The sequence below is a fragment of the Campylobacter concisus genome (assembly GCF_902460875.1).
GTDB lineage: Bacteria > Campylobacterota > Campylobacteria > Campylobacterales > Campylobacteraceae > Campylobacter_A > Campylobacter_A concisus_AA.
The window spans coordinates 18,050-44,871 of the sequence record NZ_CABPVR010000010.1 but is presented as its reverse complement, the minus strand read 5'-3'; the positions used below and the strand labels follow the sequence as shown (position 1 = coordinate 44,871).

The 26,822-nt window shown below is 38.0% G+C and carries 18 protein-coding genes; 10 read left to right on the top strand and 8 right to left on the bottom strand.

Features of this window, described 5'->3' with window-relative positions:
• Nucleotides 1–168 precede the first annotated feature (168 nt).
• On the top strand, nucleotides 169–2,400 hold the full coding sequence (locus tag F3H01_RS07420; protein WP_103576753.1) for a nitric-oxide reductase large subunit: 2,232 nt from the start codon (nucleotides 169–171) through the stop codon (nucleotides 2,398–2,400).
• Nucleotides 2,401–2,472: 72 nt separating this feature from the next.
• The gene (locus F3H01_RS07415) at nucleotides 2,473–3,015 is read left to right on the top strand and encodes a DUF1523 family protein (RefSeq protein WP_149725334.1); all 543 of its coding nucleotides are present in this window, start codon (nucleotides 2,473–2,475) and stop codon (nucleotides 3,013–3,015) included.
• 451 nt (nucleotides 3,016–3,466) lie between these two features.
• On the opposite strand, the gene hpf is transcribed toward F3H01_RS07415, so the two are convergent.
• The 6 genes from hpf to fliW form a co-directional block, all read right to left on the bottom strand.
• Complete coding sequence (gene hpf / locus F3H01_RS07410) at nucleotides 3,467–3,994, bottom strand: ribosome hibernation-promoting factor, HPF/YfiA family (protein WP_087579818.1); 528 nt, start codon at nucleotides 3,992–3,994, stop codon at nucleotides 3,467–3,469.
• A gap of 80 nt (nucleotides 3,995–4,074) precedes the next feature.
• The gene (locus F3H01_RS07405) at nucleotides 4,075–4,497 is read right to left on the bottom strand and encodes a hypothetical protein (protein WP_072594818.1); all 423 of its coding nucleotides are present in this window, start codon (nucleotides 4,495–4,497) and stop codon (nucleotides 4,075–4,077) included.
• Nucleotides 4,497–5,513: a type II secretion system protein gene (locus tag F3H01_RS07400; RefSeq protein ID WP_223155390.1), complete on the bottom strand. Its 1,017-nt coding sequence runs from the start codon at nucleotides 5,511–5,513 to the stop codon at nucleotides 4,497–4,499. Before F3H01_RS07400 ends, F3H01_RS07405 begins: the two co-directional genes overlap by 1 nt.
• Nucleotides 5,510–6,205, bottom strand: coding sequence for a type II secretion system protein (locus F3H01_RS07395; RefSeq protein ID WP_103560577.1), 696 nt, complete (start codon nucleotides 6,203–6,205; stop codon nucleotides 5,510–5,512). Before F3H01_RS07395 ends, F3H01_RS07400 begins: the two co-directional genes overlap by 4 nt.
• Complete coding sequence (locus F3H01_RS07390) at nucleotides 6,199–10,416, bottom strand: hypothetical protein (protein ID WP_149725332.1); 4,218 nt, start codon at nucleotides 10,414–10,416, stop codon at nucleotides 6,199–6,201. Before F3H01_RS07390 ends, F3H01_RS07395 begins: the two co-directional genes overlap by 7 nt.
• Before the next feature lie 60 nt (nucleotides 10,417–10,476).
• On the bottom strand, nucleotides 10,477–10,860 hold the full coding sequence (gene fliW, locus F3H01_RS07385; protein ID WP_054196362.1) for a flagellar assembly protein FliW: 384 nt from the start codon (nucleotides 10,858–10,860) through the stop codon (nucleotides 10,477–10,479).
• A 112-nt stretch (nucleotides 10,861–10,972) separates the two neighbouring features.
• Between fliW and F3H01_RS07380 the strand changes: the two genes are divergently transcribed.
• Both F3H01_RS07380 and lon read left to right on the top strand, forming a co-directional pair.
• Complete coding sequence (locus tag F3H01_RS07380) at nucleotides 10,973–11,620, top strand: outer membrane protein assembly factor BamD (protein WP_072594822.1); 648 nt, start codon at nucleotides 10,973–10,975, stop codon at nucleotides 11,618–11,620.
• Nucleotides 11,621–11,628: 8 nt separating this feature from the next.
• Nucleotides 11,629–14,046 (top strand): endopeptidase La, encoded by a 2,418-nt coding sequence (gene lon, locus F3H01_RS07375; protein WP_149725331.1) that lies wholly within the window; start codon nucleotides 11,629–11,631, stop codon nucleotides 14,044–14,046.
• A gap of 163 nt (nucleotides 14,047–14,209) precedes the next feature.
• Here lon and F3H01_RS07370 read toward each other — a convergent pair whose 3' ends face one another.
• Complete coding sequence (locus F3H01_RS07370; RefSeq protein ID WP_149725330.1) at nucleotides 14,210–14,668, bottom strand: methylated-DNA--[protein]-cysteine S-methyltransferase; 459 nt, start codon at nucleotides 14,666–14,668, stop codon at nucleotides 14,210–14,212.
• A gap of 126 nt (nucleotides 14,669–14,794) precedes the next feature.
• On the opposite strand from F3H01_RS07370, the gene F3H01_RS07365 reads away from it, so the two are divergent.
• From F3H01_RS07365 to ilvA, 6 genes are read left to right on the top strand one after another with little or no spacing between them, the layout of a single operon-like run.
• Nucleotides 14,795–17,380 carry a bifunctional aconitate hydratase 2/2-methylisocitrate dehydratase gene (locus tag F3H01_RS07365; RefSeq protein WP_149725329.1) on the top strand — a complete coding sequence of 862 codons (2,586 nt, stop codon included), beginning with the start codon at nucleotides 14,795–14,797 and terminating at the stop codon, nucleotides 17,378–17,380.
• A gap of 36 nt (nucleotides 17,381–17,416) precedes the next feature.
• The gene (locus F3H01_RS07360; protein WP_149725328.1) at nucleotides 17,417–18,628 is read left to right on the top strand and encodes an ankyrin repeat domain-containing protein; all 1,212 of its coding nucleotides are present in this window, start codon (nucleotides 17,417–17,419) and stop codon (nucleotides 18,626–18,628) included.
• 8 nt (nucleotides 18,629–18,636) lie between these two features.
• Nucleotides 18,637–19,383: an SDR family NAD(P)-dependent oxidoreductase gene (locus F3H01_RS07355; RefSeq protein ID WP_149725327.1), complete on the top strand. Its 747-nt coding sequence runs from the start codon at nucleotides 18,637–18,639 to the stop codon at nucleotides 19,381–19,383.
• Nucleotides 19,384–19,392: 9 nt separating this feature from the next.
• Nucleotides 19,393–21,087 carry a Na+/H+ antiporter NhaC family protein gene (locus F3H01_RS07350; protein ID WP_103641583.1) on the top strand — a complete coding sequence of 565 codons (1,695 nt, stop codon included), beginning with the start codon at nucleotides 19,393–19,395 and terminating at the stop codon, nucleotides 21,085–21,087.
• Between the two features lie 2 nt (nucleotides 21,088–21,089).
• Nucleotides 21,090–22,193, top strand: a complete 1,104-nt coding sequence (gene trmA, locus F3H01_RS07345; protein WP_087585655.1) for a tRNA (uridine(54)-C5)-methyltransferase TrmA — start codon at nucleotides 21,090–21,092, stop codon at nucleotides 22,191–22,193.
• A 25-nt stretch (nucleotides 22,194–22,218) separates the two neighbouring features.
• Entirely contained in the window at nucleotides 22,219–23,430 is a 1,212-nt protein-coding gene (gene ilvA / locus F3H01_RS07340; RefSeq protein ID WP_021090937.1) for a threonine ammonia-lyase, read from the top strand.
• 45 nt (nucleotides 23,431–23,475) lie between these two features.
• Here ilvA and F3H01_RS07335 read toward each other — a convergent pair whose 3' ends face one another.
• A complete protein-coding gene (locus F3H01_RS07335) occupies nucleotides 23,476–26,667 on the bottom strand; it encodes a S8 family serine peptidase (protein ID WP_149725326.1) in 3,192 nt (1,063 codons plus the stop codon).
• Nucleotides 26,668–26,822: the final 155 nt, after the last annotated feature.

Sequence of the window (26,822 nt, the reverse complement as noted above, 5' to 3'; positions counted from 1 at the left end):
TATTAATTCTATGTAAATTTTGCATATATATTATGAAAAATTTACATATCTTGTAAATTCTTATAAATCTAATAGGATAAATTCTCTCCTTTTGTTGACATATGTCATTATTTGCTTTTTTAAAATGAGATAAACTTCGCCTTAAAATTTTTAAAAAAAGGAGAATCAATGCGTGAATACAAAAAGTATTGGCTAGCACTTGTTGCAGTACTAGTAATTTGCTTTAGTATTTTAGGCTACTACGGCGTTGAGGTTTATAGAAGCTCGCCACCAGTTGTAAATTTTACAGATGAGAATGGCAATGTCGTGATCGACAAAGAGAGCATCTATAAAGGTCAAGAGGCCTGGCAAAGCATAGGTGGTATGCAAGTTGGCTCTGTTTGGGGACACGGCGCATATCAAGCACCTGATTGGAGTGCGGACTGGCTTCACAAAGAGTTAGTTATATTTTTAGAGTTAAAAGCAGATGAAATTTATCACTCAAAATATGCTGACTTAAATGATGAGCAAAAGGCAAATCTAAAAGTTCTACTTAAAAAAGAGTACCGAGAAAATGGCGTAAAAGACGATAAGATCGTACTTAGTAGCGATAGATTAAAGGCTATGAAACAAGTAAGCCAAGAGTATTCATCACTTTTTGGAAATGACCCTAAGTTTAAATCTTTAAGAGAAGCTTATGCGATGAAAGAAAATACTCTTCCAAATGCTTCTGATAGAGATGATCTTAATAACTTTTTCTTCTGGTCAGCCTGGGCAACTGCAGCAAACAGACCTAATAGTGATGCTACATACACAAACAACTGGCCACACGAGCCACTAATCGATAATGTACCAACAAGCGAAAATATTTTTTGGTCAATCGCAAGTGTTGTAATACTTATTGCTGGCATTGGATTTCTTGTTTGGTTTAGCTCTTTTTATGGCAAAAAAGATGATGAAAAGTTGGAAGCTATTAGCGAAGATCCACTTAGTAAATTAAGCCTAACTCCATCTCAAAAAGCTCTTAAAAAATATCTTTTTGTGACTTTGGCTCTTTTTGCATTCCAAATTTTAATAGGTGGCTTTACGGCTCACTATACAGTCGAAGGACAAGAGTTTTACGGTATAAATTTATCAGCTTATATCCCTTATTCACTTGCTAGAACATGGCACATTCAGGCTAGTATCTTCTGGATTGCGACAGGATTTTTAGCAGGCGGTCTTTTCCTAGCACCTATTATAAATGGCGGTAAAGATCCAAAATTCCAAAAGCTTGGCGTAGATTTGCTATTTTATGCACTACTAATCCTTGTGGTTGGCAGTTTTGCTGGCGAGTATTTAGCGATCGCAAATATTATGCCTATAAATTTAAGCTTCTGGTTTGGACACCAAGGATATGAATATATCGAGCTTGGACGTGTTTGGCAAATTATTTTATTTGTTGGCCTTGTTATTTGGATGCTACTTTTACTTCGCGGATTTATCGGCGGATTTAAGAATAAAGGTGATAAAAATTTACTTGCTATCTTTGCAGCTTCAGCTGTTGCAGTTGGATTATTTTACGGAGCAGGATTATTTTACGGCCAAAGAAGTCCGCTTCCAGTGATGGAATACTGGCGCTGGTGGGTTGTACACCTTTGGGTTGAAGGCTTTTTTGAGGTCTTTGCTACCGCTTCACTTGCTTTTGTATTTGTTAGTCTTGGTCTTGTTTCAAAGAGATTTGCTACGTTTTCAACACTTGCGAGTGCATCACTTTTCTTAGTGGGCGGAATTCCAGGAACTTTCCACCACTTATATTTTGCGGGTACTACAACACCTATAATGGCAGTTGGCGCTAGCTTCTCAGCACTTGAGGTAGTTCCTCTTGTATTGCTTGGCGCTGAAGCTTATGAGCATTATAGACTTCAGTTTGCTCAAACTTGGGCTAAGACATTAAAATGGCCACTTTACTGCTTTATCGCAGTTGCTTTCTGGAATATGCTAGGTGCTGGTGTATTTGGATTTTTAATCAATCCTCCAATTTCACTATTTTATATCCAAGGCCTAAATACGACTCCAGTTCACGGACATGCTGCGCTATTTGGTGTTTATGGATTTTTAGCACTTGGATTTGTTTGGCTAGTAGCTACTTATCTATTTAAAGGTCAAGAATTTGATGAGAAACTTATGAAAGTAGGCTTTTGGGGCTTAAATATAGGCCTTATGCTAATGATCGTGCTTTCACTACTTCCAATAGGAATTTATCAAGCATTTGCAAGCCTAGAGCAAGGCATGTGGTATGCAAGAAGCGCTGAGCTTTTACAACAATCACACTTACAAAATTTAAGATGGGTAAGAATGATTGGCGATACGATTTTAATAATCGGTGGAATCAGCTTCCTTGCACAACTTCTAAAATTTATGCTTAATAAAAAAGCTTAAAACTAAAGGGGTATTTTGCCCCTTTATTAAGCTATCTTTTCATAAAATAACGCAAATTTAAAAGGAAAAAAAATGATTACATTTTTTAAAAGAATTTGCGTTATTTTTATCGTACTCTTACACTCTTTTTTGGCTCTTGTAGTTGATTATTCGTTTCCACACTATGCAAATGTGCAAATCACAGGTGGCGATGTCAAACGTATGGACAAAGATGGCATCATCGACGCTAAAAATCCGGCAGATGGCCCTACTAGAGATGTTTATTTTATCTACGCTAAAGATTCTAATAATTCAAATAAAGTCATGGCTTATAGAAATGAAGATACTGCATGGGGTTTTCCGTTTTATTTTAAATTTAACTCAGCTGATGTACAAGCCAAGGCTCAAGGCTTTGCAAATAGCGATAAAAACGTAACTGTAAAATATTATGGATATAGAATTTCTATGCTTCAAGAATTTAGAAATGTCATCTCGCTAAAAGAAAGCGGCACTGATACTAGTTGGCCGGTAGCTAGCTATGTATTTTACTTTATCTTGTTTATCTCGCTAATCATTTGGATAAGAAAGATAAATAAGGCCTTTAGACCAAAAACTAGTGAAAATTTAGAGAAATAGATAGTATTTTTTAGCTATTTGATATTTTAAAAATCAAAGAGAGGGCTTTGTTTCTCTTTTATCTTTAAAAATTTCTGACGCTATCAAGTATATTTTTAGTTTGTTTGCTCTGCTATGCCATTTGTTATATTTATCTACGCTTTCTCAGTCTATAAAATAAAATTCTACATCTAGATTATGTTTAAGAAAAACACCCGCTTTTTTATGGCATGTAATTCTTTGCCTTACCATTCATCGGTTGTGACCTAATTTAGTTCGCCAAGATCTTCTTAAAATGGCTTACAGGGAAGCCTTCTTGTATCTACGTCTATCTCACGCAAGGATATCTATTCTATTTTTGAAAATTTAAAGCCATTTGCTGGCGTAGCAGTCTTTGTAAGCAGGGTTTTGGACTATAGGAAGAAATTTATAGTAGATTGGTATAAATTTTAGGGGCAAGCTGCCCCTATTTTTAGTAAAGACCGAAAGTTCCGTCTGTTCTTTTGTAGATTACACGCATTTTTGCGTCAACATCGTTAAATACGTAAAATTGTTTATCGCTTGATTTTAGTTTATCAAGTGCTTCTTCAACTTCAAGTGGTTTATAAATTTCAAGCTCCATAGGCACGATTTCTTCAACACCTTCGATCTTTTCTTCGCCTATTCTTGAGCGAAATTCTTTGTCGTCAGCCTTGCCTTTAACAGTAAATTTCTTATCATGCTCTCTTCTTAAAACTTTTGATGCTTTTTCGATAGCAAGATCGATCGCAGCGTAAAGGTCTTTATCTTTTTGGCGAACGACTATGGTGTCTTTATGGGCCATATTTAGAGAAAATTCTGCATTAAAGCCTTTTTTTCCTTGTTTTTCATCGGCTGCTACAACACATCTTGCTGAGATGATGTCGAGATTGTATTTGCCAAGCGTATCAAAAGCGTCTTGGATATAGTTTTTGATTGGCTCTGTTAGCTCAAATTGTTTTCCTACAATGCTTATGTTCATCGTAATCTCCTTTATAGAAAGTAAGATGATTATAACACGCTAAAACTAAAAACAAATTAAACTAAAATCTTTATAAAATTTTAAAGTTTCTGAAGAGTTCGTTTATGAAAATTTATAGGATTTGGCGTTTTTTTATCTTTTGATGTTACAAAAACATCAAAGATCATATTGCCAGTACTTGCGACTCCGTTTGTTCCTGGCATGATGGTCGGTGGAGTGCATATGCCGATATCGCCAAAGTAAGTTATTTTTACTTTAAAGTCGAACATATCGTTAAATTCTCCATTTACTTTATCTAGGCATTTATTTGAGAAATCAGTTCTAAAAATTTCAAACATTGCATACTCTGCTGCTGCTTGAGCAACGAGTTGTGCTTGCTCTCTTAGATAAATTTCACTACTTTGTCTAGCTGATGTGCTAGCTATCGAAAGGGCAAGAGTACTGATAGAAGCTGCTACAACTAGAAAAAATATCGCTGCTATTAACGTAAATCCTTTTCTCATTAATAAACCGCCTTTGACTTGCAAATGGTTATTTCTGATTTTTCTGCTTTAAGGCAGAGCTTTAGCGCGATGACTCCATTTTTTTCTGTAAAGACAAATCTTGTTACATGTTTAGCTAGTGTCGCACTTTCGGCTTTGATAGCCTTTGTAGATGTTGAGCTAAATTTTTTAAAGCTTTCATTTAGCCATGGCCTATAGTTGTAGTAAATTTTAAGGTCAAAAGAGCCGTTTTGTACATCCTCGGCACTTTGCTCAGCTGGTGCTATGGCAATGGCTGTGTAAGCTAGCTTATACTGCTCTGAAATTTTTTTATTTTTAAAATCACTTGAAATTTTAAGCGTGTCGATTGATTGTATGCCTACTTTTGCGATGTCTAAGTGCCTTTGGTCTAAATTTTCTTGATAGCCAAAGCTGCTACCAACTCTATAAAGTATGCTAGAAAATATCGCCACTAAACCACCATTTTCATTATCGGCGTTTATGCACCTAGAGCCGCTATTTACATCTTCTTCATTGCTGTCATTTTCGCAGGTCAAGTCCATTACGCCGTTCCTAAAAGCGTCATTAAATTTACTTCCAGGGCTTTTTAGTCCATTTGCAATAGAACTATTTGCAAGATCTACATATCCACTATATATGCCTTCTTTGATGATCGGATCTCCGTTAGTATCGTCTCCTTTATATTCGTTTATGCCATCAAATAGCTCATAAGCAGCTGGGATAAATTCTAAAATTTCAAAGTCACTACTTAAATTTACGCCACTATCATTTAGAGCTAGATAATCTCCATTTTTTTTCCTAGCGATAACGCTTTGTTTGATTCTGTGGCTAAGTAGTATTGAAATTTGCTCTAGAGCGATTTCGCTTTGTGTTTCTAGTTCGTTTATTACTTTGCTTTGAAAATAGTTTTGATATAAATTCATAAGCGTGTTAAAGCTCATAAGTGAGATAACGCCAAGTACGGTGATGACTATTATTAGCTCAATTAATGTAAAAGCTTTTTTTGTTTTTTTCATTTCCATTCTTTTACACTTAGAGTACTGCTTTCACCTATGTTAAAGGCATATCCATAAAGTACGCTTTTGCTCTCTTTTGTAGTTTTCATAGTCGTATCTAGCTTTATCTGTAAAACGTCGTTATCGTTTAAAGGAGTGCTAACTACAAATTTATCAGCTCCATTTGTTATGGTTGGAGTCGTTTCTGTATCTATGATAAAGTCGCGTTTGGTGGTACTGGCAGTTGGTGAGATGGATTTTTGAGTATTGAAATTTTTGATAGATTTTACTTTAAAATTTACGCTTTTGATTGATTCTGGAAGCTTTGAATCACTAGGCCTTGTGGCACATGCAGATGAATTTTGCACTGGATATGCAAGTATCCTATGTCCTTCACCTTTTACACCGCTTTTTTCATAAAAATCCGGATTTGCCCCTTGGTCACAGATAATAAGTGGAAATATTATAGCCTCTTGGGTCGTTATAGATGATGGCATGGTATTTTTACCTGCTATTAAGACTTGATCGCTAAATGGTGCTTTTAATATTAATGACATATAGGTTTTAGCATTCATTAGTCCTTCTTGCATTAAGGATTGCTCGCTTAGATTTGAAGTAGTTCTTACTGCTAGTGGCAAGCTTGCACTTACTATGGCTACTACAAGCACTGACAAGATAAGCTCTATCAATGAAAAGCCACCTCTTTTTACCACTCTATTCTCCTGTTTGTCTTGTCGCTTATATCCAGGTTACTATCACTATTAGATTTTACTCCTATAAAACCTCCAACCGCACCACTTGTCTTATCGTCTATGTTATTGCTCTTTAGGACTTTACCAGCCCATTCGCCATTTGGTACTAGAAAATTTAGATTGAAATTATTTGTTTCAGGTTTCTCATCAAATTCACTATAAAGAAGCCAGCTAGGTGCTCTCATTTTAGCCACATCAGTAACTGCCGAAGGGTTTCTTATAAAAATTATTTGCTCGCCATTGCTTATGCTACTTACATCATTTCTTAAAACAGTACCGCTGTAAGTGTTTGTAAAGCTAAAGTCATGATAGTTAAGTACTCCTGCACTATGTTTTGGATTGGTAGCCCAAAATGGTGCAGCTGGAAAATCTTGCCACAGTTTGCCATTATCTTTCATATAGATATTTTTATTGCATCCATCGCAGTAGGCACCATAATAAATTTTGGCATAAAAGCCGCTATAAAGCCCTTCGTAAAATGGTGCATAAACCCTACCAAAGTAAAATTTTGCCGTTGTTTCTGTTGCTGGTTTTTCATATTTTTTTACTGTATCGGTGCTATCTGACATGCCGCTAAAGCTAAAATCATTACTTGAAATAGTAAAAGGATTTTTAGCATGATTTACTTTTCTTTCAAAATTAAAATATACTTCACCTTTACCTACGCCATTTACAAAAGTATTTTTCTCTACATAAAATGTTGATTTTGTAGCACTTGGATCTATTGCTTTTCTAGTATTTGAGCCAGGAATTTCAAAAAATAAAATTTCTTCATTTGCTTTTGCTAATGTACCGGCATTGCCATCGTTATCTGTAAAATTTAAAGGAACTCTGTCTAGCTTTATATCAAAGTTCATATTTTTTGCATAGCAATCTTCATTATAAAGTTTTGCAGGGTCATCGTTAAACAGCCTAGCAGTTACTTCAAAGTCAAGCTTTGCTTTTTGTATGCCTTCATTATCAAGGTATGTTATATCGCTATCTTTTGTTATCTTTAGCTTGCTTATTTGTATATCTTTTGGTCTAAATAAATAATCTCTATTACCTTCTAGCTTTATATTGCATCCGATCCTTCCTTCTTGAGCAGTGTCTTGTGATGGATCGTTGCTAATTGAGTTTTTTACACAATCATCAGCTCTTGATGGTGTATGTTGATCAGTTATTGTATAGTCTTTGTCTAATACATAAAAATATGTATCGCCTATATCTGAGTAAGAAAAGCCAACAGGTCCACTTGATGTGTGACGGAAAATTTTACCCAATGCTTTATTTGGATCGTTAAAATCTACGCTTAGTTTGTTCTCGCTCTCTATAATGCTAGGATCGCAAGTCGCACTATATGCTGGTACAAGTTTTATCTCTCCATTTGAGCCACTTATGTTATTTATATAACCATTTGCTAAGCCACTATCAAGAGGTTTCATAGCCGCAAGAGCAATGTTATTATAAACTTTGCCGCCTATTAAAACATTGTTATTATTGATCGTATTCTTCTTAGTATCCCATATTCTAAAGTGGCTTGGTCTTATGGCAAAATCATCTAATTTTTTGCATTCAACTTTTGTAGTATTTGTCACTGGATCAAGATGAGAAATTCTAAATTTTACGCTTTTATAGGCTCTATCAATACTAATGCCTGACAACAAAATATCAGTTACGCCATTAAATGTTATATCTTGTTCATATAAATTTGTTGGAGCACTGCAAGACTCAACCAACTCTACTTTTACATCTACTGGGGCATCTGGTACTTTTTTATTGCCATCTGTATCATAGTTTGTGATATAGACATCAAATGGCGTAGAAACGATTTTGGTTAGAAGTCTATTTTTAAATTTAGTTTTAAAAGTCGCTGAACCATCGTCTTGTCTATTACTTGCGACGAAATTATTTGGACTGGCACTAACGCCTAAAGTAATGTTGTAGTTTTGATTGCTACATCTTCTTATGTATGTGTCATAGGGCTGTAAATTTATATCAGCATTTGCAACTGTAGCTTTGTAACTATTTGGCTCAAATTTAGACTTAAGGGTAGTTTCATATATAGCATAAGCGTAGTTGCCTTGATGAATTAGCATTTCTCCACCCTTATTTACAGCCGCACCTTGTCCTAAATAAAAAGTTAAGTCATTTCCGCTTAATTGCTGCAAGCCTGTGTTGTCGTTATAGTGTACCTGTCCTGACATAGTAAGCAGATCACTAGGCCCTTGTGATGCTTTATCTGCGTAAATGTAAGTTGAGTTTGGATTATAAATTTGGCTTGGATCTATTGTGGCTTTTAGTGCAAAGTCTTGGGCGGCTTCATTAGTATTGTTTGTAACTTCAACGAAAGTTTTTAAAATAGTATTTGCTGGCACTACCGTTGGTGTATTTTCTTGCACCTTTGTAAAAGTACTATCGCTAGGTTTTTTTGCATAAATATATTCCATATAGCAAACATCTGGTTTATATATACTAGAAGAAAAGCCAACTAGAGCTAAATTTATACGGTCAGCACTTACGACATTAGCACCACCTGAGCTTTTAATCGTTGTAACTGTAAATTTTATATCCACTTCTTTTTGAGCATATGACATTTTGTCCGATATATCAAATATATCTAAGTCTGCTTGAGAGTGAAATTTTTTACCTGGATTTATAAGTTGCCCAAATTTTGTCATAGTTGAGTTAAACTGATCGCCTTGTGCATTATATCCGCTGGTGATACTCTGATAGCTACCACCTTTTTTTATCTTGATATCTTCACCTTTTGTTTCTGGCTTGCCGCCAAAGGAAAACATTGTAAGCGAAGCATCTATATTTCCTGCTTTTGGTGTGTAGATATTTTTAAATTTTACATCTATGGTTGAGCTCTTTACAGTACCAAATGGATCGCTTGACTTCATCCAGTCCGCCGCAAGTCTTTCTAGTCCATCAAATATACTAACAAGCTTTGGCTCTATATTGTTTGCTGCAGCGGTTTTATCATCAAAGTCATAAATGATGACTAAACTCCAAGCTGCAAATTGTGGTGCGATGGATTGTATCCAGTAACCATTTTGCTCTTGAACTGGTGAGAATAGTAGCGTGCCGTATGTTTTTTTTAGTTTTCTATTAGTAGAGTTGTTTACCTTATATATGCCATCATTTGGGTCTATAAATTCATCACTAAAGGGAATCGTAGTTGATCTGATATTGCCAGCATAAAATGTCCTATCTGACTCACTAGTACCAAGAGAATCTCTAACTATATCTGTTACATCAGCACTTGCTACATATTGGTAGTTTATTCCAGCCTTTACATAGTAGCTATTAGACTCGTTTTGATTGTATGATTCAAGAGTCATTGATTTTGGTTTATACTCACTAAATGAGCCAAACCAAAAGACATCTTTTGGATCAGCATCTATTGTGATTACATTTTTTCCAGGAGCTTTAAAATCAATCCTGCTATATCCTTTTATGTAATTTAAAGCACTTACATATAAATTTGACCCAAGATTTTTTATTGCCCAGTTTTGATAAAGAGAGCCACCCCAATAAAGCCTGGCATAGACTACGTTTTTACCTTTTAAATTATTTTGTATAAAGGTATTTTTCTCACTAAAATCAAATGTGGAAGAGGATGAATTTTTACAATAAGGATGCTTGCTAGGATTATAAATATATGTTGTTTGACAAAGTGTGTAATTACTAGACGTAAAACTACCAGTATCTAAAAATATTCTATCGGCTGTAGATGATGTTCTTGTTACGTTAGATGGATCTGGAACAAAATTATATCCAGCGTATTGTGGAATCATAATAGTAGCACCAATGGTAGCTATATCTCCATTTGCTCTGGTATTTAGATTTCCATTTATTGATCTTTGTCTTAAGCCTTTAGAGTGATCATCCCACATACCTATTAATGATCGTTGATTCCATGGAGAAAATTGCTCAACATAAATATGATAGTGGTCTTGTGCTAAGCCTGAAGAAAAGCTATTGGTATCTATTGTCCAAGTTCTATCAGATTTTCTTATGCAATGTGGGATATTTTTAGAAGAGTTGTCTTGGTACTCTTCAGCGTCTATAAAGCAAGAATAGTTTGCTCCACTACAACCAATAGATGCTGCTTCTGCTGTCGTACAAGCTCTGGGTGCACAAAAACCAAACGTGACAATAAAACAGAGTAAGTATGCTATCTTCACAACAAATCCTCTAAATAACAATAAAAAATCTCTCCTTAGATTTTTAAAAGCTTTTAGCTACTATTTTTGTATAAAATTTTCTATCATTTCAGCTTGCCCGTACTGAGGATATTTGGCAATGTCTAAAACGACTTGGGATAAGGTCATATTGTCCATATTGCAAACGATAGGAGCTATAAAATTTACAGTTGATTTTTCAAGCGGGAGTGCAACAACGATAATGTTATAAATTCTAAGTTGAGAGCTTTCTTTAATCTCCATAAGATCTTCATAATAGCTTGGAATATCGAATTCGTAGCTTCTTAACGCAAAAGGATTTATCATTGTAAAAGATGTCTCGTCATCTTTGCTTGCTAACTTAACAAAAAATTTATCAAGTTCAATTAACTCCATCGTTTTGATATGCTCAAAGCCTAAAATAGGGCTTTTAACACTAAAAATCATACTAACTCCTATTTTGTAAAGTTGCCGTATTTTATCATAGTTTTAAAAAATTTATACAAAAATAATAGCAAAAAATGTAGAATACGAGGATTTAAACTTTTTAAGGAAAAGCATGAAAAGATTTTCTAAATTTCTAGCAGTTGTAGCTCTTTTGGGGCTTTTTAGTGGTTGTGCTGAAAAATATACCGAGCTTTACAATCTAACTCCTGATGAGTGGTATGCTCAGGTTATCGCTGATATAAAAGATGGTGATCTTGAAGCGGCTGATAAACACTATGTCTCAATGGCAAGCGAACACGTAGCAAGCCCACTTTTGGAGCAAATTTTACTTATCCTTGCCCAAGCTCACGCAAATGATGAAGAGTATCTAATGGCAAATCACTATCTTGACGAGTACATCAAAAGATATGGTGACAACGGCCCAAAAACAGAGTTTGCTCAGTATCTAAAGATAAAAGCAAATTTTGACTCATTTACTCAGCCAAACCGCAACCAAAAGCTTATGGAAGATAGCGTAACAGAGATCGAGAAATTTCTTTATATGTATCCAAATACTGAATATAAGCCACTTATTGAGACTATGCTTATTAAATTCAAACTCGCGCTTTACTTCCTAGATATGCAAATAGCTGATCTTTACAATAGGACTGGTCGTGATGTTTCGGCCAAAATTTACGAGCAAAAACTTGAAGAGTCACCGTTTAGAAATTCTGACCTTATCAAGCCTGATGTAGCATGGTATAGAAAACTGTTTGAATAGGAGAAATTTTGCAAATAAACGAAAATAAAGGCTTCCCAACCGAAATTCCCATTATCGTTGAGGACGAGCTATTTTTATATCCATTTATGATAACTCCGCTTTTTTTAAGCGATGATGAAAATTTAAAGGCACTTGAACTCGCCATACAAGAAGAGACTCCGATCCTTGTGGTGCCCACAAAGCCTCAGCAAGACGGCGCTAGAGACTTTGATGGTATCTATGATGCTGGTGTGATCGGCACGATAATGCGCCGTGTGCCACTACCCGATGGACGCGTGAAGGTACTATTTCAGGGTATAGACAAAGGTAAAATTTTAAAACAATCAGGCATAAATCCACTCCGTGGTATCGTTGATATGCTCCATGTAAAGCGCCCATCACAGGTAAAAACTGACGCGCTAATCGTAGTTTTAAGAGAAAAAGTAAGAGAGCTTTCGCAGTTTAGCCACTTTTTCCCACCTGATCTTTTAAAGACGATCGAAGAGAGCGCTGAGGCGATCAGAGTTTGCGACCTAGTTTCAAGCGCGCTTCGTCTAAAAAAACAGATCGCTTATAGCTTTTTTGTCGAAGAAAATTTAGAGCAGCGCCTACTAAAGCTCATCGACTACGTCATCGAAGAGATCGAGGCAAACAAGCTTCAAAAAGAGATCAAAAACAAGGTTCACTCAAAGATCGACAAGACAAACAAAGAGTACTTTTTAAAAGAGCAGCTAAAGCAAATTCAAGCTGAGCTTGGAGCGGATACGAGCCGTGAAGAGGAGCTTGAAGAGTACCGCAAAAAGCTTGATGCGAAGAAGAAATTTATGGCTGAGGACGCCTACAAAGAGATCAAAAAACAAATAGATAAACTTTCTCGCATGCACCCAGACTCAGCCGACGCGAACACCTTACAAAGCTACCTCGACTGGGTACTTGAAATTCCATTTGAAAACATAGCCAAGAAAAAGTCATCTATCGCTGAAGTGAGCAAGCACCTAAATGCCGATCACTACAGCTTAGAAAAGCCAAAAGAGCGCATAGAGGAGTATTTTGCATTGCGTGAGCTTTTGGAGCTTAGAGGTGTTGGCGAAAAGGTAAATAACGGCGCCATTTTATGCTTTGCAGGCCCTCCAGGCGTGGGTAAAACAAGTCTTGCAAACTCGATCGCAAAGGCGCTAAAGCGTGAACTAGTTAGGATTGCACTTGGCGGACTTGAGGATGTAAACGAGCTAAGAGGTCACCGCCGCACCTACATAGGCGCTATGCCAGGTCGCATTGTGCAAGGGCTCATAGAAGCTAAGCAGATGAATCCAGTGGTTGTTTTAGATGAGATCGACAAGGTTGGTAGAAGCTACAGAGGTGATCCGACCGCTGTTTTACTTGAGATTTTGGACCCAGAGCAAAATAATAAATTTAGAGACTACTATCTAAATTTTAACATCGATCTTAGCAAGATCATCTTCATCGCCACAGCAAATGACGTGAGCATGATCCCAGCCGCACTTCGCGACAGGATGGAGTTTATCGAGCTTAGCTCATACACTCCACAAGAGAAATTTGAGATCGCTAAAAAGTATCTATTGCCTCAGGAGCTTAAAAAGCACGGGCTAAAACCAAGCGATGTTAGCATCAGCAAAGAGGCACTTGAGCTAATTATCAGCGACTACACAAGAGAGAGCGGTGTGAGAAATTTACGCCGTAGGATCGCTGATATATTAAGAAAAGTTGCTAAAAATATCCTTATTAAAAAAAGCGAGGGCAAGATCAGTGTCACAGCTAAAAATTTGAAAGAATTTTTAGAGAAAAAGGTCTATGAGATCGAGCCAGCGGATAAAAAAGATCAGATTGGTCTAGTAAATGGCCTCGCGTGGACTAGTGTCGGTGGTGACGTGCTAAGGATCGAGGCTATCAGGATCCAGGGTAAAGGCAGCATGCAAATCACCGGTCAGCTAGGCGATGTGATGAAAGAGAGCGCTCAGATCGCATTTAGCGTTGTTAAAGTGCTAATAGACAACAAAAAAATAAAAGTACCGATGGCTATCGTGCCAAAACTAGATGATGATAAGCGTAAGCTTGAAGCTAGCGATGTTTATAGGCGCTACGATCTTCACTTGCACGTACCAGAGGGTGCTGTACCAAAAGATGGACCAAGTGCTGGCATCACGATGGCAACTGCGATCGCATCTATACTAACCGATACAAAGGTAAGACACGACATAGCAATGACTGGTGAGATTACGCTAACTGGTAGAGTGCTACCTATCGGTGGTCTAAAAGAGAAGCTCATCGCCGCACACAAAGCTGGCATCAAAACAGCCCTGATACCTCGCAAGAACTACGACCGCGACCTAGTAGATATCCCAGCCGAAGTAAAAGCTGACATGAAGATCATCGCCGTAGATACGATCGATGATGTGCTAAAAAATGCTCTTGTAGCTAAAAAATAATCCAAAACCTAGCCCCATTTGGCCTCACTTTGGGCTAGGAAATTTTCATAAATTACTACGAAGCAAAAATTTAGGCTAGCTTGTTTACTCTATTTAGAGCCGTGATATGCTCGTTTGTAAATTTTAAAATTTGCCGGACTTTTATTTTGCTGTAAATTTTTAGCTATTTATACTTTGCTTCATGCTCTAAAAGCCAAATTTTAGTTGGTAGACCATCTCCGCCAGAATAGCCGCCAAGCCCGTTACTAGCTAGCACTCTGTGGCAAGGGATGATGATAGGCACTGGATTTTTAGCATTTGCTGATCCTGCTGCTCGGTAGGCATCTTTGTGACCTGCGGCAAGTGCAAGAGCTGCGTATGTAGTCGTTTCTCCGTATTGTACTTTTTGTAAGGCCTCGTAAATTTTTGCTCTAAAATTAGTTGTTTTTATATCAAGCTTCACACTAAATTTTTTAAGCTCACCATTAAAATAAGCCTCTAACTCATCCAAACAAAGCTTTAAATTTTCATCTTTTACCGCTATTTTTTCAAATTTATCTACAAAATTTATCTCGCAAATTCCATTTTTACTGGCAACGATCTCTAAAATTCCGATAGGCGATTTTAGGTAAGCTTTTGACACATTTGCTCCTTGAAATTTGAAATTTTGGGCAAATTTTACTTTAGTTTGTTTTGCTTTTTGATAAAATGCAAGCAAAGCTAGCGATTTTAGACTAAAAATAACGAGCAAAAACCACAAAGGAATTTCATGAGCTTTTTTACCGACTACGAAAAACACGTGAGCGAGCGAGAAAAAGAGGGCGTGCCACCGCTTGCGCTAAATGCCAAGCAAACAAGCGAAGTTTGCGAGCTAATAAAACTTGCCAGCAAGTCTAGTTGCGACGAAAAGGCACAAAGCGAGCTAAAATTTCTTATAAGTTTGCTTGAAACTCGTATTAATCCTGGCGTTGATGATGCAGCGAAGATAAAGGCAGAATTTCTTGGTGAAGTGATAGACGGGCTTGCTGTTAGCGGCCTTGATGCTATGCGTGCTATTAAAATTTTAGGCAAGATGCTTGGTGGATATAACGTGGAAATTTTGGTGCGAGCGCTAAAAAATAGCGATGAAAATATTGCGCGTGCTGCAGCAAATGAGCTAAAAAATATCATCCTGGTGCATGAATATTTTGACGAGATCGTAAAGCTAGCAAGTAGCAATAAATTTGCAAAAGAGGTACTTACTTCTTGGGCGAACGCAGAGTGGTTTACGCATAAAAAGCCAATCGAAACCTGTATAAACGCAGTCGTTTTTAAAGTACCTGGTGAGACAAATACAGATGATCTAAGCCCTGCAAGTGAGGCCTATACAAGGGCCGACATACCATTTCACGCAAAAGCAATGCTTGTTAAAAAGATGCCTGAGGGTCTAGAAATTTTAAAAGAGCTCAAAACTCGTGGTAAAAAAGTGGCGTATGTTGGTGATGTAGTTGGCACTGGCAGCAGCAGAAAGAGCGGTATAAACTCGATCCAGTGGCACCTTGGCGATGAGATCGAGGGCGTGCCAAATAAAAAAACGGGCGGCATCGTGATCGGCACTACCATAGCTCCTATATTTTTTAACACTGCCGAAGATAGCGGTGCAATGCCAATAGTTGCAAACGTAAATGAGTTAGAAATGGGCGATGAGATAGAAATTTATCCATTTAAAGGCGAAATTTATAAGCTTATTGGTAGCGAGAAAAAGCTCGTGGCAAATTTTAAACTAAGTCCAAATACTCTAAGTGATGAGATAAGAGCGGGTGGTAGGATACCGCTTATGATAGGGCGCCAAGTGACCAAAAAGGCCAGAGAGGTCTTGGGGCTTGGCGAGGAGCAAATTTTTATAAAGCCAGATCAGCCAAAAGAGCAGAGCGGTGGCTACACGCTGGCTCAAAAGATGGTTGGCAAGGCTTGCGGCGTAGCTGGCATTAGAGCTGGAGCTTATGTGGAGCCTGAAATTTTAACTGTTGGCTCGCAAGATACGACTGGGCCGATGACTAGAGATGAGGTTAAAGAGCTTGCTAGCCTTAGTTTTGGCGCGGATTTTGTTTTGCAAAGCTTTTGCCATACGGCTGCTTACCCAAAGCCAAGTGATCTTGTGATGCATGAGAGCTTGCCAAAATTTATAAATTTACGTGGCGGTGTGAGCCTAAAGCCAGGCGATGGCGTCATCCACTCGTGGCTAAATCGCATGGTGCTACCTGACACGGTGGGCACTGGTGGCGATAGTCACACGAGATTTCCTATTGGTATCAGCTTCCCAGCGGGCAGCGGCCTAGTGGCGTTTGCAGCGGTGCTTGGCATGATGCCACTAAATATGCCAGAGTCAGTTTTGATCAAATTTAAAGGCGAGCTAAAAGAGGACGTGACGCTTAGAGATCTTGTAAATGCGATACCTTATTTTGCGATCAAAAAAGGGCTTTTAAGTGTTGAAAAGAAAGATAAAAAGAATGTTTTTGCGGGTAAAATTTTAGAGATAGAAGGGCTTGAGGATCTAAAAGTAGAGCAGGCGTTTGAGCTAAGTGATGCTTCGGCTGAACGCTCGGCCGCGGCTTGTGTGGTAAATTTAAGCGTTGATAGCGTTGTGGAGTACGTTCGATCAAATGTTGCGTTAATTGACGCGATGATAAAAGCTGGTTATGAGAGCCGTGAGACTCTGATTAGACGAAAAGAAAAAATGCAAAAATGGCTTGAAAATCCAACGCTTTTAAGAGCCGATAAGGACGCAAGCTACGCTAAAATTTTGGAGATTGATTTATCGCAGATAGATGAGCCTATTTTGGCGTGCCCAAATGACCCAGACGATGTGGCAACGCTAAGTGAAATTTTAGCTGATAATAAAAGAGTGCATAAAATCGATGAAGTTTTTGTGGGAAGCTGTATGACAAATATCGGCCATTACAGAGCGCTTGCTAGAATTTTGGAGCGTGAGAGCAAGCTTACAACTAGGCTTTGGATAGCACCGCCGACAAAGATGGATAAAAGCACACTTGAAGATGAAGGCGTTTATGAAATCTTTAAAAGATTAAACGCAAGGACGGAGGTGCCAGGCTGTTCGCTTTGTATGGGCAATCAAGCAAGAGTAAACGACAAAGCCGTTGTCTTTTCTACCTCGACTAGAAATTTTGATAACAGAATGGGTATGGGCGCAAAGGTCTATCTAGGAAGTGCCGAGCTAGCCGCCGTTTGTGCACTACTTGGGCGTTTACCAAACATCGATGAGTACAAAAATATAGTAAGAGAAAGTCTTAGTTTAAACAAAGATAAAATTTATAAATATCTAAATTTTAATGAAATAAGCGAGTTTAGCATATAAATTTGTTACAATATCGCGAAATTTTAAGGAGCTTTGATGAAAAAAGTAGTTTTTTTTCTCTTTTTTAGCGTTTGTTCTTTGGTAAATTTATACGCTTTAGAGTGCAGTGATCTTGCTAAAAAAGAGAGCTTTAAAACTACTCCAAACGATCTTGCTTACACGAATGAGGGGTTATTTTACTGTGATGGCTCACTTTTAAACTTAAAAGAGGTGAAAGAGCTTTTTGATGCGAGTGTGGCTATTAGAAGCGAGTCTCAAAGTTGCGTTGGTGATAGAGTTTATAAAGAAAATTTAAACAAGTTTAGATGGCTTTTACTAAAAGCGTCATTCGCACCTGAATTTTACGCAAAAGAGCTTGCAAAACCAGAGGTTGCTGAGAGCGAAAAAGACGCTAGAATGGAGTATCTTAGATACTGGGCAAACGAGAGCTTATTTAATTTTTTAAAATATAAAAAATTTATCGAAGCTTACAAAAACGCTCAAACTCCGCTTGTGAAATTTTATGAAAGCCTGGGGCTTGATACGCCAAGTGCCGCTTACTACGCAACTAGCGTGGTAAATGAGTTTTTGACTTTTGGTGTCGGTAAAAGTGTAAATAAAGCTAAAATTTTAACACCTGAGCAAAATATAATGGCTCAAAGGATAAATTCCGATGAGCTGGCAAATTTACTTTACTCAAAAAATTTCAGTACCGCTGAGCTTACAAATTTACTTAATATCGCACTTTTAAACGAAAAAAGTAGCGACATGATAAAAGAGATCATAAGGCGTGGGGCCGATGTGAATTTGGGCGATGAGACGCCGCTATTTTTTGCTTTAAAAAATATAGAAAATGTAAAAATTTTACTTGCAAATAAAGCCGATGTAAATCACAAAAATTTCTTTGGAAAAAGTGTGCTTTTTTATGCTGTGCAGTTTAGTGATAAACCACTTTGCGAGCTTTTGCTAAAAAATGGCGCCAATGCAAACGAGAGCTACATAGACGAAAATGCCAAGATGAATATGATAAATTTGGGTATGACGCAAATTGAAGATACATGCGGTCTAGAGCATACAAATAGAAGCGTTTTTATGCATGCAGCAGCTCATGCAACGCCAGAAATTTTAAAGCTTTTGATGGATAATGGTGCTGATATTAATGCCACTGATGACGCTGGATTTAATGCGCTTGACTATGCCATGAAAGAACAAAATGAAAAGACGATCAAATTTTTAGAAAATTTGGGTTTAAAACCAAATTTCAATTAGGAAAAATCATGAAAAAGACAGCTTTTGTAACTGGTGCAACATCTGGATTTGGCGAGGCGATCGCCAGAAGACTCTCAAAAGAGGGCTACAAGATAGTCGCTCTTGCAAGGCGCGAAGATAGGCTAAAGAAGCTTGCAAGCGAGCTTGGCGATACGCATATCATTGTAGCTGACATACGCGATAAAGAAGCTGTTTTTAAGGCGGTAGAGAGCCTGCCTGATAAATTTAAGGACATCGAAGTGCTTGTAAACAACGCTGGCATGGCGCTTGGACTTGAAAAGACAATAGATGCGAAAGTAGAGGACTTTGAGGCGATGATAGACACTAACATCAAGGGTCTTATCTACTCGACAAAGGCGGTTTTGCCACTACTTTATAAGCAAGAAAAGGGCTATATCTTTAATATTGGTTCGACAGCTGGCTCATGGCCATATCCTGGAAGCAACGTTTACGGCGCTACAAAGGCCTTTGTAAAGCAGTTTAGTTTAAATTTAAGAAACGATCTAGTCGGTACAAATATTAGAGTCACAAACATCGAGCCAGGGCTTTGCAAGACTGAATTTAGCGAGGTTAGATTTAGGGGAGATAAGGCAAAGGCGGATAGCCTTTATGAAAATACAAATTTCATCACATCTGAGGATATCGCGACGATTTTGGTAAATTGTCTAAATATGCCTGGAAGTGTCAACATAAACAGGGTCGAAGTCATGGCAAACACGCAGACTTGGGCTGGACTTGCGATAGAAAAATTTTAAGGAGTTCTTGTGAGACAAATTTTATTATTACTTTTTTTTAGCGTTGCGCTTTTTGGTGTCGATCCAGAAGTGGCAAAGAGAAACGCTGAAATTTATGGCGTATTCACGCTTATACCGCCTGTTGTGGCAATAGCACTTGCTTTTATCACAAAAGACGTCATCTTGTCGCTATTTATAGGTGTTTTTAGCGGAACATTTCTCATAAATATCATCAATGAAAACATCTTTATGGGTATCGTAAAAGGCTTTACAGGTATCGTTTCAAGGGTCGTTGAATCAATGGCGGATAAGACTGATTCAGGTATTTTGCTTCAAGTGCTTTGTATCGGTGGTGTGGTCGCACTCATTACAAAGATGGGTGGTACAAAGGCGGTTGCTCTTTGGCTTAGTAAAAAAGCAAAAAGCGGCATTTCAGCTCAAATTTCAACATGGCTAATGGGAATTTTTGTGTTTTTTGATGACTATGCAAATGCTCTAATTGTAGGTCCAATCATGAGACCAATAAGCGATAAATTTAAAATAAGCCGCGAAAAGCTAGCTTTTATTATAGATGCTACTGCGGCACCGATCGCTGGTATTGCTATCATCTCGACATGGGTTGGGCTTGAGGTTTCACTCATTGAAAAGGGCTATGAGCTAGTTGGAGAGACTGGAATTAACGCTTATTCTATATTTATCGAGACAATTCCATATAGATTTTACAACCTCTTCATCTTATTTTTTATAGTCTGTACAGCCTTGATGCAACGTGAATACGGACCAATGCTATTAGCTGAAAGACGTGCTAGAAGAGGCGAGCTTCACTCGGGCAAAACTCAAATCCAAGATCTTGAAGATAAAACACTTGAGCCAAAAGAGGGCGTAAAATTAAGCGCTGCAAATGCTGTTGTGCCACTTCTTGTGCTGGTCATTGGTGCATTTACTAGTTTTTATTTTAGCGGCCTTGCTGCACTTGAGGGTGATGCTCTTAAAAATGCACTCGCTAATCCGCTTGCTTTTTCTACTTTTAAAGATACTTTTGGTGCGGCAGACTCGGCTACATCGCTATTTCAAGCAGCACTACTTGCTAGTATCGTAGCTATCACAATGGGTGTTTGGCGTAAAATTTTTGACGTAAAAGAGGCTATCAGCACATGGGTAAAAGGCTGGAAAACTATGATAATTACGGTTGTGATTTTGCTCCTTGCATGGAGCCTTAGTGCTGTCATCAAAGAGCTTGGCACATCAAGATATTTGGTTGATCTATTAAGCTCTTCAACGCCTAAATTTATCCTGCCAGTTGCTGTTTTTATCCTTGGTTCGTTTATTAGCTTCTCGACTGGAACGAGCTATGGAACGATGGGAATTTTGATGCCTCTAGCTATTCCATTAGCTTATGCTGTCGGCAAAAACTACGGCCTAGAGGGCGATGCGATGCATGCATATATGATCGTAAATATCTCAGGCGTGCTTACAGGCGCAATCTTTGGCGATCACTGCTCACCGATATCGGATACTACGATACTTTCATCAATGGGTGCAGGATGTAACCATATCGATCACGTATCGACTCAAATGGTCTATGCGCTTAGCGTTTGTGCGGTTTGTGTGCTAGTTGGTTACTTGCCAGTTGCACTTGGTCTTAGCGTTTGGATCGCGCTTCCTTGTGGTTTTTTAGCGATTTGGGCGCTAGTTAGATTTGTTGGAAAGAAAGTAGAAGCATAAATTTGGATTGCAATTATTTAAAAGAGTGCGGCTCTTGCACTCTTTTTGCCCCTTATGATGAGCAAATTTTATTTAAAACTGACCTTGTAAAACAAAATTTTTCAGAGTTTTATGATGGCGAGTTTGATATTTTTAGCTCAACGCCAAAACACTACCGCACAAGAGCTGAGTTTGGCATCTGGCACGAAGGCAGCAAGCTTAGCTACACGATGCATGCAAGCGAAAAGGGCAAAAAGGTCTTTATAGATGATTGTCCAAAGGTTTGCGAGCAAATTTCAGATCTCATGCCAAGCTTGCTTTATAACTTACAAGAGATTGAAATACTACGCGCAAAGCTTTTTGGAGTGGAATTTATATCTTGTAAAAGCGGTGTTTTAGTCACGCTTCTTTATCATAAAAGGCTTGATGGCGAGTTTGAGGCGGCTATGAAAATTCTAGCCAGTAAGCTTGACGTTACCATACTTGCCAGATCTCGCGGACAAAAGCTACTAAGTGGTGAGCTAAATTTGATCGATGAGCTAGACGTTGGTGGTGAAATTTATAAATTTAGCCTATCTGAAAATGCATTTATCCAGCCAAATAGAGCCGTAAATGAAAAGATGATAGCTTGGGCAAAAGAGTGTGTGCAAGGCGGTGCTGACCTCCTTGAGCTCTACTGCGGACATGGAAATTTTACCATTCCGCTTTCGTTTAAATTTAATAATGTACTTGCTACTGAAATTTCAAAGAGCTCGATCGCAAATGCCCTTAAAAACTGTGAGCTAAATAAGGCTAAAAACATCAAATTTTTGCGAATGGATGCTGATGAGCTTATGAGCGCATTTACTGGCGTTAGGGAGTTTAATAGGCTAAAAGATATAAGCTTAAACGACTTTAACTTCTCTCATGTTCTTGTCGATCCACCCCGTGCAGGACTAAGCGAAAGTATTGTAAATTTCATCAAAAATTTTAAAAATATCATCTATATATCGTGCAATCCAGAGACTCTAAAAGAAAATTTAAAAGAGCTTTGTAAAAGCCATGAAGTGATAAAATTTGCCATTTTTGATCAGTTTGCAAACACTCATCACATCGAGTGTGGCGTGCTACTAAGGGCAAAAGAATAATTTAAAAAAGGAAAAATAAAAATAAATGGTTTCACTAAATAAAATTATCCAAGCAAAGATTACGATCGGTCATTTTGTAAATAAAACTCCATTTGCTCTGAGTGCAAAACTTAGCAAAAATTTGGGAGCAAGTATCTATCTAAAAGAGGAAAATTTACAGCGAACCGGCGCATATAAGATAAGAGGCGCATACAATAAAATAGCTAGCCTAAGTGATGAGGAGAGAAAGCGTGGTGTCGTGGCTGCAAGTGCTGGCAACCACGCTCAAGGTGTAGCTATAAGCGCAAAAGAATTTGGCGTACACGCTTGCATCATCATGCCAGAATCAACCCCTCTTCTAAAGGTTGCTGGTACGAAAGACCTTGGTGCAGAGGTTATTTTAAAAGGTGATAATTTTGACGAGGCGTACGCTTTTGCAGTTAATTATGCCAAAGATAAGGGTATGACCTTTGTTCATCCATTTAACGACGAGTACGTCATGGCGGGGCAGGGCACTGTTGGGCTTGAGATGCTTGATGAGATAAGCGACCTTGATATAGTCATCGTCCCAGTTGGTGGTGGCGGGCTAGCTAGTGGCGTGGCAAGCTGTATAAAACAAGTTAATCCAAAGACAAAAGTAATCTGTGTCGGTGCAAAAGGCGCTCCAGCGATGTTTAATAGCTACGGCGCTAAAAAGAGCATAAACTCAAAATCAGTCCGCACCATAGCTGATGGCATCGCTGTGCGTGATGCGAGCGAGATCACGCTGGCAAATATTATTGAGTGTGTTGATGAGTTTGTGCAAGTTGATGACGAGGAGATCGCAACTGCGATTTTGTTTTTACTAGAGACGCAAAAGATCGTTGTGGAAGGAGCTGGCGCAGCTGGTGTGGCAGCACTCATGCATGATAAGATCAAATTTAAAAAAGGTGCAAAGATAGGCGTGGTGCTAAGTGGTGGAAATATCGACGTACAGGTACTTTCTATCATCATTGAAAAGGGTCTTATCAAGTCTCACCGCAAGATGACTTTGCAAATAACGCTTGTGGATAAGCCAGGAGCGCTCATGAGTCTAACTGATAGCTTAAAATCAGCAAACGCAAACATTGTGAAGATCGACTACGATCGCTTCTCGACAAGGCTTGATTATGGTGATGCAAGTATTACGATTACACTTGAGACAAAGGGTCTTGAGCATCAAGAAAAGATCAAAGAAGTTCTTACTAAAAACGGTTTTTCTTTCACTCAACTATTTTAATTTAATGGCTCGCTACTATTTAAAGTAGCGAGCATGATTTACCTATTAAAACAAAATTTCAAATTTTACATTTACGCTGTTTGATTTCACGTCTTTAGCAAAAGCACCTGTGTAAGATAGACCTAAATTTATATTTTTATAAACATTAGCTTTTACACCAAGGCTAGCTGTGCCAAGATCGCGTACCTCTTTACCTTCAAGTTCCAAGTACCCAGCATTTGCGATATTTACGCCGATATTTGGTCTTGTATCGCCAACTAGTCTATTGTAGGCTAGATCAGCTTCAAATTTCATCTTTGTACTACTAAGACTAAATGGCACACTAGGGTTTAGACCTATGCTAAATACACCTAAATTTCTAGCTTTTTCATCAGCATCCATTCTAAAAATTCCTACATTTTGGCTAGTGCTATCAGTTTTCATACGTAGATAGCTTGCGCCCACATAAGGATTTAGTGAGAAATTCGCACTATTAAATGCTATTAGTGCCAAATTTGCGTAAGCAGTAAGTGCTTTTTCCTTGCTTTTTACATGCTCATCTGAGTAAAAGCTAACGATCGTGGCACCATTTTGTGTTTTTCGTTTTGCTTTTATGTATATTAGACCGAGGTCTAGTTTTGTGCTAGCGATCCGGCTTTTTCCGTAGATGCCGATGCTTGTACTTTTTGTTTTATAAGCATCATCGCCATCTTCTTTTACTTTTTCACTGCCAGCACCAAGCACGCCACCAAGTGTGAAAGTATCATTTACATTGCCGTCAAATCCAAAAAGCTGAGTGAGTGAGTTTGCTTTTACATCATCAAATTTCATAGCATTAGCCATGGTATTTGACCAAAATTTCATGCCACTCGCATCAATTGCTTTTGCGCTGAATGGATCAAATTCATGGTTAATGATTGCATTTTTGAGCAAGATATTTTCTAGTAAAAATGCATTATGTTGAGCTAAATTTGCATTATTTGCAAATGTTTTTAGCGTATCACTTGCTTCTTTTGGCGTAGCGTAGATGAAGTGTCTGTATAGATCGCTCGTGATGACTGTTGGTCTACTTCTAAACGGCGAAGCAAGGAGTGCTGGTCTGCTAGCTGTACTCTCTATGAGCTGTGCTACTCTTTTTTGGCCGTCGCTAGCTGCTATGCTTGTTATTGTATTTTTCGATTTTTTTAGTGTTAGCTCTAGCTTGTTGTCACTATAATTTCTAATAAGGTCAAAAAATGCGTATTTTTTTGAGATAGTGTCGTTGTAGCCACTAAAATTTCCAGTTACGGCATAAGTTTTTGCCTTTGAGCTATCGTCATATAGTCTTTTCATGATATCTACATCTGGCTTACTTATATCTATGATAGAGTTCTTTTCAAATTTTAGATTTAAATTTGCTGCGTTATTTGAGATGATATAACTACCACCTGTTTTTATAGTAGCTTTTACTGCGTCATTTGTACTTTTTCTAGTTACGTCTTTAAAAGATAGCTTTTGAGAAAATTTATTTCTATCAATCTCTCTAACACTCATCTCTTTAACAATCTCAAGTGCACCGCCATTTTCGACTACTACTTCGCTTGATTTTAGTGATTGATTTAGTGCTGTAATCTTGCCACTTTTTATTATGGTTTTGCCAGTGTATGAGTTGGTGCCTGCTAGTTTTAGAGTGCCTAGGCCCCTCTTAATAAGAGTTCCTTCATAGCCTTCGCTAGCTCTTTGTTCTCTTGCTTTTTCTCTAGCATTACCTATATCAAGTTCAGCCCTTTGCTCGGCTGTTAAATTTGACATTTTCTCAAGCTCAGCCTTGCGATTAGCCCAAATTTTTGCCTCTGCCTCATCTTCAGTCTTTCTGTATTTTATAGCTACATCGCTGATATTATTTGAGTAAAGATCATCTGTGTCTAGACTTATATCAAATACACCTAATAGCTGTCCTGGTCCAAACATAGCCTTTGACATATCAAGTGCTCCCCAGCCCCAGCGCTCATCAGGTACGCCAAGTGGGGCAGTAAAACCAGAAATTCTTTTTGTATCGGTTGGCTTTTTAAACTCATCTTTGACTTGTCTTGCGGTAGTTAGCAAAACATCTCTTGCTTGAGAGTTGCTCATATATGGATATCTTTGCATTACAAGACCAAGTGCGCCAGTGACATGTGGAGCTGCCATTGATGTACCATCCCAGCTATCGTAACCAGCGTTTCCATTTTTAGGATCAACTGTGCTTGATTTTATACTTTTACCAGGTGCTGCGATACTCCACCATTTTGAGTGTCCTGCGGTGTTAAAGTATTGTGTATTGCTATCCGCCATTCCAGTAACGTTTATCCAGTATTTTTCAGCATCTGGACGAAAATATGGAAGCATTGCTCTTGTGTATGACTCTTTCATGCCATTTCTATTTCCGGCAGTAAAGACTTGAATGATGCCGTATTTTTTGGCGACTTCATAAGCGGCATCTATAAAATTTTTACCATTTGTGACAAATGGATAGTAGCTTTTATAGGCTGCGTCAAGGTCTTTTATATCTAAGCTATTGCCACCATCAAATCCAGTTGCTCCCTCATAAGCTTTATAAAATTTGCGGTTTGAACCCCAACTATTATTTATAGCTCTTGCGCCACCTTTGGCTAGTCCCTCGTAAGATGCTAAAAAGAAGTTGTAGTCTTGGTTTGGTCCATATGTCATACCATCGGTTCCGCCAGTATTTCCTACTATAAGTTTTGAGCCAAATGCTACACCATGCATCCCATTGCCATCTCTTGAGCCAGCAATTGTGCCAGCTACGTGTGTGCCGTGCGAGTCGTTTACACCAGCGATCCAGTTGCCATCAGCTTCAAATTTTTCACCTTTTTTAAAGTCGCCAAAGTCAGCTTTGTTTTTGTCAGTGCTTCCTTTTTTTAGATAAGGCGAGTTGCCGTGCTCAGTGTCTGGATATTTTTGTCCGTCTTTGTAGTAGCTGCCAGAAATTTTTAGTGCGCTTATCCTACCGTCACTAAGTTCAGGGTGGCTAAGTAATGCGCCAGAGTCCATAACACCAAGCGTCACACCTTTACCTGTCACTCCAAGAGCATACGCGATAGCCGCATTTATACGCTTTAGTCCCCAGTATGCTTTATACTCAGTGCTCTCCCAGCTACTTATGTCACCAAATTTACCACTTTCTTGATCATTGGCATTTAGCGAATTTGCAAACAAAAGAGCACAACAAGCCGCGCTTATCAAAATACATTTTTTATTTAAAATGGATCTTTTCACATCTCATCCTTTTGCATAAAATTTAAATGGATTGTAATATCCTTAAAATAAATTATTAATTAAAATATTAAAATTTATGATAAAAATTTACTTTAATAATCCCTTTTTTACGCTATTTTTACTATGAGATATGAAAAAATAATTAAAATGGTATC